The sequence below is a fragment of the Caulobacter sp. P1_B12_2 genome (assembly GCF_056406675.1).
This window is the reverse complement of record NZ_JBFTZS010000266.1, coordinates 1-6630: the sequence shown is the minus strand read 5'-3', so window position 1 is coordinate 6630 and position 6630 is coordinate 1. Positions and strand designations below refer to the sequence as shown.

Here is a 6630-nt window from a genome sequence, read left to right as displayed (position 1 = left end):
GATTTCGCCTGGGCGACCGGAGCCGCGTCCGCTTCTGACGCATCCACGCCCTACCTTCCAGCCTCGCGCCGCATGGAGCGAATCCGCCAAAGGGCGTAGGTTCGGGAGATGATCACGACAGCCAAGCTCCGCATTTCCGGCCGCTTTCCCGCGCGGGAGGGCTGAGCCATGGCCGCTGACGGACACGCTCCGCTCGAGGCGGGCCACTTCCTAGACGTCGCCCGCTCGATCAGCGGTCGGGCCTGGCGCGAGCGCCCGGGCGACCCTGCGGCGGCGCGGAGCCACCAGCAGGTCCACGGCCTGTCCGAGCCCCTGGCCCGGGCCCTGGCCTCGCGCGGTGTCGGCGTCGATGCGGCCGAGCACTATCTGCGGCCCACGCTGAAGGCGCTGTTTCCTGACCCCTCCAGCTTCACCGACATGGACGTCGCGGCGACAATCCTGATCGACGCGCTGGAAAGCGGCCGCTCGACCATGGTGTTCGCCGACTACGACGTCGACGGGGCAACCAGCGCCGCCCAACTGGTTCGCTGGTTCCGCTACATGGGCGTCGAACTGCCGATCTACATTCCCGACCGCCTGACCGAGGGCTACGGCCCCAGCCCGGCGGCCTTCAAGACCATCCGCGACACCGGCGCCGAGCTGGTCGTCACGCTGGACTGCGGCGCGGCGGCCTATGACGCCATCGCCAGCGCCGCCACGATCGGCCTCGAAGTGGTGGTGATCGACCACCACCTGATGCGCGAAGACCCGCCGGCGGCCGCCGCCGTGGTCAATCCCAACCGTCCAGGCTGCCAGAGCGGGCAGGGGGTGCTGGCCGCGGCCGGCGTGACCTTCGTGTTGCTGGCCGCCCTGAACCGCGAAGCCCGCAAGCGCGGCCTGTTCACCGAGGAACGCCCGCAGCCCGACCTGCGCCAATGGCTGGACCTGGTGGCCATGGGCGAGGTCTGCGACGTCACCCAGCTGGTCGGCTTCAATCGCGCCCTGACCACCCTGGGCCTGCGGACCATGTCCAGCTGGGGCAATCCGGGCCTGAAGGCTTTGTTCGAAGTGGGCAAAGGCTCTGGCCCGGCCTCGGTGTTCCACGCCGGCTTCATCCTCGGGCCGCGCATCAACGCCGGCGGACGCATCGGCCGTTCCGACCTCGGCGCGCGCCTGCTGTCCACGGACGATCCGGAAGAGGCCCGCGTCCTCGCCGAGGAGCTCGACGGCCTCAACACCGAGCGCAAGGCGGTCGAAGCCGGGGTGGTCGAGGAGGCCGCCGCCATCCTCGAACGCGGCAGCAACTTCAATCCCGACGCCCCGGTGATCGTCGTGGCGGGGGAAGGGTGGCACCCGGGGGTGATCGGCATCGTCGCCGGCCGCCTGCGCGAGCGCTATCGCAAGCCGGTGGTGGTGATCGGCATCGACCGCGCCGCCAATGTCGGCAAGGGCTCGGGCCGCTCGCAGCCGGGCGTCAACCTGGGGGCGGCGATCCAGGCGGCCTTCGAGGCGGGCCTGCTGATGGCGGGCGGCGGCCACGCCATGGCCGCGGGCCTGTCGATCCGCCCCGACTCCATCCCCGAGTTCCGCGCCTTCCTGGAAGAGCGCCTGGCCGGCGAGATGGAGGCCGTGGGCGTCGAGGGGGTCGACATCGACGCCCTGGTCCAGCCCCGGGCGGCCAACCGCGCCCTGTGGACCGAGTTCCAGCAACTGGCGCCGTTCGGTCCCGGCAATCCCGAACCGATGTTCGCCCTGGCCGGCGTTCGGCCCGAGCGGGTGATGGCCATGAAGGGCGGCCACGTCCGCGTCGACCTGGTCGGACCGTCGGGCGATCGAATCAAGGCGATCTCCTGGCGCTCGGCCGAGACGCCTCTCGGCGAGCGTTTGCTGTCCGGCGGCGGCGCCCTGCACGTCGTGGGTCGTCTGAAACCGGACGATTATATGGGGCGCGAAGGGGTTCAGCTGGAGATCGAGGACGTCGCCGACCCCCGCATGCGCATGACTTGAAAAAACTGCTCTTGGTCGCTTGCGCCCCGGGGGGAAGCTTTGTATATCGCCTGCTCTTCGCGGCCACGTGGTCCCTTCGTCTATCGGTTAGGACGCCAGATTTTCATTCTGGAGAGAGGGGTTCGACTCCCCTAGGGACTACCACCACCACGATCACCCAGGTTTATGTCGGCTCGGAAACCGCGACGAAATGTCGCGGACGCCTTCCAATGGCCGTTCGCGATCAATTGGTTATTGACGGCTCTCCTCCCGCGAGAACAGTGTTATTCTGTGGTGCTCGCCCCCTGGGCTGTCTGGGCGAGCCAGAGGGGCGGAATGTCTGGTTTCGATTTCGAGGACTCGGGATCGCATGAGGAATTCGTGCGTATCAGCGGTCGCGTGAAGTGGTTTGATACGGGCAAGGGGTACGGATTCATCGTTCCCGATGACCCGGGCCAGACGGGCCTGAAGGACGTGCTGCTGCACGTCACGTCCCTGCGCAACTGCGGCCGGGAGACGGCGCTGGAAGGCGCGATCATCGTTTGCGACGTGGTCAAGCGCCCCAAGGGGTGGCAGGTGTCCGAGGTCGTGGATCTGGACGAAAGCGCCGCCAGCGCGCCGATGGAGCGGCCCAAGCGGACGTTCGGCGACGGGGGCATGGGCCTGCGCAGAGACCACTTCCGGTCGGGCGTCGACAGCGGCCGCCAGGCGCTGGAGCCCGTCGGACCGGCCGAGAAGGCCAAGGTCAAGTGGTTCAACCGCACGAAGGGCTATGGCTTCGTCGTCCGCGACGGCCAACCGGGCGACATCTTCGTGCACATCGAGACCCTGCGTCGCGGCGGTCTGGAAGACCTGCAGCCGGGCGACGACGTGATGGTGCGCTTCGCCGAGGGGCCCAAGGGCCTGGTGGTGGCCGAGATCACGCCGGGCGAGGACTGAAGCTCCAGGGCCCCCGATTTTCGAGGCTGACTTTCGAGACTGACTTTCGCCATCGACGCGGGGCGTCGTAGGGTCGCCTCGCCGTGTCTCTCGCGGCGAGAATGACGAGGCCGCGCGTGACTTCCATGACGACGATCGGACGACGCGCCTTCGCGCTGCTCGCCCTTGCCCTGATCTCGGGCGCCCTGATCGCCGCTCCGGCCCGGGCCCGGCAGGCCAGGCCCAAGCCGGCCGCCGCCGTCGCCGCCAAGCCCTCGGCCAAGCTCGACACCGTCGAGATCCTGACCAGCCGGGGGCGGGTCAAGTTCACGGTCGAGCTGGCGACGACCAAGGCCGAGCAGGAGCGGGGCCTGATGTTCCGCAAGTCGCTGGCGCCCGACCGCGGCATGCTGTTTCCCTACAACCCGCCCCAGCGGGCGGCCTTCTGGATGAAGAACACCCTGATCCCGCTGGACATCCTCTACATCGCGCCCGACGGCCGGGTGCTGTCGATCGCCCGCAACGCCGTGCCGCACGACGAGACGCCCATCCCCTCGGGCGGGGTCATTCGCGGCGTGCTGGAGATCCCCGGCGGCCGCGCCGCGCAACTGGGGATCCTGCCGGGCGACCGGGTGCTCAACAAAATCTTCCCGAAAGGCTGATCACAGCCCCGTTCCGTTTGCTCCGGGCGACGAAGCCCTGTAGAGCACCCGCTCGGTGTTTCGGAGCGTAGCGCAGCCTGGTAGCGCATCTGGTTTGGGACCAGAGGGTCGCAGGTTCAAATCCTGCCGCTCCGACCACCTAGACCCCTCGGCGAGGGGCTAAGAGACCGACCCGGAGAGGCTTCATGCTCGCGCGCATCTACCGCCCCGCCAAGACCGCCATGCAGTCCGGCAAGGCCAAGACCAAGGACTGGTTGCTGGAGTTCGAACCGGCGTCGGCCAGACGGTCCGACCCCCTGATGGGCTGGACCCAGTCGAGCGACATGAAGGGCCAGGTGCGCCTGAACTTCGAGACCCGCGACGAAGCCGTGGCCTACGCCCAGCGTCACGAGATCTCGTTCCAGCTGTTCGAGCCCAAGACGCCCAAGCGGATCATCAAGGCCTACGCCGACAACTTCGCCGCCGGCCGCAAGCAGCCCTGGACGCACTAGGCGTTCCGCCTCAAGTTTCCTTAAGGTCCCACGGGGTCCGCGCCCTTAGCTCAGTTGGATAGAGCACTCGCCTTCTAAGCGAGCGGTCGCTGGTTCGAATCCAGCAGGGCGCGCCATCATTTTACAGTTGAAACTTATTTTTATTTTACAATAGCTTATCCGGAAATCCAGGTTTCTGATACTTCCTGAGGCGTGGACCTCACTCTCTATGTCATTGTTTTAATTGCCTAAATTAGTTCTCTGTACTGGAGTGGGGTAGAGGGCCTGCTATCTCGATAGCGCTGCGGACTGATGCCCAGTTTGACATCTGGGGGCAGCGCTGCTGGCGCTTCGAAGGTCTCCTCGGCGCCATCGGCAGTCGGATCGTTGTGGAGTGGCGACCGTTCTCGTCAGGCCAACAAAAGTCGTCCGCGCCGAGCGGAGTCTTTTCCAGAGGCCGCCTTCAGTCTTCCGTCTCCACCGGGTGAAAGCAGACAGGCGTGAGAATCCCAGTTCAACGGCAAGCGCTGGTGAGCGTGGTGCGTGGGTCCGCATACCTCAGGCCCGGTACTGCGAGATAATACCCTCGACGCTTTCGGCGAGGTGTTCAGAGGCTATCGCACCGAGGGCTTGGCAAGCGGCGCTCGCGCCGAAGATCGCCAACGCGAGCTTGCGGGCGACCGAGTGGATACTGGCGGACGCCGCCGGCGCGATTAGGAGAGCGAGCTGATCGTGGAAACATTCGATCTCCGCGTGGATCGCCGCACGAATTGGCGTTTCGGGTTGAGAGTGTTCGACCGCCAGGTTGAGGGCGAAAAGGCCTCGGCTGGGTGTGTCGGCGAACTTGGCGGCGAAGTAGTCGCCGATYGCGCGGATGCGCTGGCTCGGTTCGCGGGGCGTGAGCTCGACCGCTTCCATCAACGCGCGTCTCGTCTGGCGCCCTTCCTCGCGAAGGCAGGCGACGACCAGCTCCTCCTTGCTCGAAAAATGTCGGTAGAGCGTGGGCTTGGTGAGGTTGGCGGCCGTGACGATGTCGTCGATCGAGGTCGAATGGACGCCGTAGCGACGAAAGAGATCCGTCGCTACGCCGGTGAGGTCGCCATGCGTGCGGTCCCAGCCCGCGGCCGCCCGCGCGGGACGGGTTGATCGCGGCGAACAAGACGAGCGTTCTGAGGTCATCGCGGCATCGGTAAAATGAAGATCGCGGCGGCCGGTGGGGGAGGCGGCCGCCGCGATCACGCGCCCCGGGCAAGGCATGGCCAGGCCCGGGGCGGCGGCCCTAGACGGGGGCTGCGTCGAGGGCCGGAGGCATCGAGGGATCGTTTCTCGACCCCTCCTTGATCCGGAACCACAGGGCGTACAGCGCCGGCAGGAACACCAGGGTCAGCACGGTGCCGCCAATGGTGCCGCCGATCAGGGTGTAGGCCAGTGACGACCAGAACACCGAGAAGGTCAGCGGTACGAAGGCCAGCACCGCCGCCAGGGCGGTGAGGATCACCGGCCGGGCGCGCTGGACCGTCGCCTCGACCACGGCGTGGTAGGGATCCAGACCGTCATGCTCATTGGTGTGGATCTGGCCGATCAGGATCAGGCCGTTGCGCATGATGATCCCCGCCAGGCCGATCAGGCCGAGGATGGCGTTGAAGCCGAACGGCTGGTGGAAGATCAGCAGGGTGGGCACCACGCCAACTAGGGCCAGGGGCGCGGTCAGCAGCACCATCCACATCGCCGACAGCGACCGCACCTGGAAGATGATCACGATCATCATCAGGATGAACATCAGCGGGAAGACCGCCGCGAGGGCCGCGTTGGCCTTGCCGGCCTCCTCGATGTCCGCGCCCATCTCGATCCGGTAGCCGGCGGGCAGGGCCTGCGTGATCGGCTTGAGCGCCTGCATCACCTGGGCCGAGACGGCCGGCGGTTGGAATTCCGCCCCAACGTCGCCGCGCACCGTGATGGTGGGCAGGCGGTCGCGGCGGCGCAGGATCGGATCCTCCATGCGGATCTCGACCTTGCCGATCTGGTCGAGCGGCACGCGCTGGCCTTCCGACCCGACCAGGGTAAAGGCGGAGAGGCGCGCCGGGTCCAGCCGGTCGCCGCCGCTGGTGCGGGCCATAACCTGGACGGTGCGGATATCCTCGCGCACCTGGGTGACGGGCGCGCCGGTCAGCAGGAACTGCAACTGCTCCGAGGCGTCGTGGCTGGAAAGGCCCATGGCCCGCAGGCGGTTCTGGTCGAGCACGAAGTGGATGCTCGGGACGCGCTCGCCCCAGTCGGTGTTGACCTGCCGCATGGCCTTGTTGGCCTGCATGACGCCGCGAACCTGTTCGGCGATCTCGCGGACCTTGGCGGGATCCGAGCCCATGACGCGGAACGCCACCGGCCAGGGCGAGGGTGGGCCGAAGACGATCTGGGTGGCCCGGATGCGCGCCCCGGCGACCGTGCCCTGTTGGGCGAACTGGCGAACCCGCGTCTTGAGGGCGTCGCGCGCCTTCTCGTTCGTGGTCAGCACGACGATCTTGGCGAACGACGGATCGGGCAGCTCGGGCGACATGGCCAGGAAGAAGCGCGGCGCGCCCTGGCCGATATAGCTGGTGACGATCTTGGCCTCCGGC

At 67.4% G+C, this 6630-nt stretch carries 6 protein-coding genes and 3 tRNA genes; 7 read left to right on the top strand and 2 right to left on the bottom strand.

Going from position 1 to position 6630, the window contains the following annotated elements:
• Nucleotides 1–168: 168 nt before the first annotated feature.
• From recJ to AC1DZ6_RS16210, 7 genes are all read left to right on the top strand, one after another.
• Nucleotides 169–1986: a single-stranded-DNA-specific exonuclease RecJ gene (gene recJ, locus AC1DZ6_RS16240; protein ID WP_477098185.1), complete on the top strand. Its 1818-nt coding sequence runs from the start codon at nt 169–171 to the stop codon at nt 1984–1986.
• Nucleotides 1987–2055: 69 nt separating this feature from the next.
• A tRNA-Glu gene (locus AC1DZ6_RS16235) sits at nt 2056–2130 on the top strand.
• Between the two features lie 171 nt (nt 2131–2301).
• Nucleotides 2302–2904 carry a stationary phase survival cold shock domain protein CspD gene (gene cspD / locus AC1DZ6_RS16230; protein ID WP_477098184.1) on the top strand — a complete coding sequence of 201 codons (603 nt, stop codon included), beginning with the start codon at nt 2302–2304 and terminating at the stop codon, nt 2902–2904.
• A gap of 125 nt (nt 2905–3029) precedes the next feature.
• Complete coding sequence (locus tag AC1DZ6_RS16225; RefSeq protein WP_477098186.1) at nt 3030–3545, top strand: DUF192 domain-containing protein; 516 nt, start codon at nt 3030–3032, stop codon at nt 3543–3545.
• 61 nt (nt 3546–3606) lie between these two features.
• Nucleotides 3607–3683: transfer RNA gene (locus tag AC1DZ6_RS16220), tRNA-Pro, on the top strand.
• Nucleotides 3684–3730: 47 nt separating this feature from the next.
• A complete protein-coding gene (locus AC1DZ6_RS16215; RefSeq protein ID WP_477098183.1) occupies nt 3731–4036 on the top strand; it encodes an ETC complex I subunit in 306 nt (101 codons plus the stop codon).
• Between the two features lie 39 nt (nt 4037–4075).
• Nucleotides 4076–4152 (top strand) — tRNA-Arg (locus AC1DZ6_RS16210).
• Between the two features lie 421 nt (nt 4153–4573).
• On the opposite strand, the gene AC1DZ6_RS16205 is transcribed toward AC1DZ6_RS16210, so the two are convergent.
• Together AC1DZ6_RS16205 and AC1DZ6_RS16200 are read right to left on the bottom strand one after the other, a co-directional pair.
• Entirely contained in the window at nt 4574–5254 is a 681-nt protein-coding gene (locus tag AC1DZ6_RS16205) for a TetR/AcrR family transcriptional regulator (RefSeq protein WP_477098182.1), read from the bottom strand.
• A gap of 40 nt (nt 5255–5294) precedes the next feature.
• The coding region (locus AC1DZ6_RS16200; protein WP_477098181.1) for an efflux RND transporter permease subunit at nt 5295–6630 on the bottom strand (1336 nt) is incomplete at its 5' end.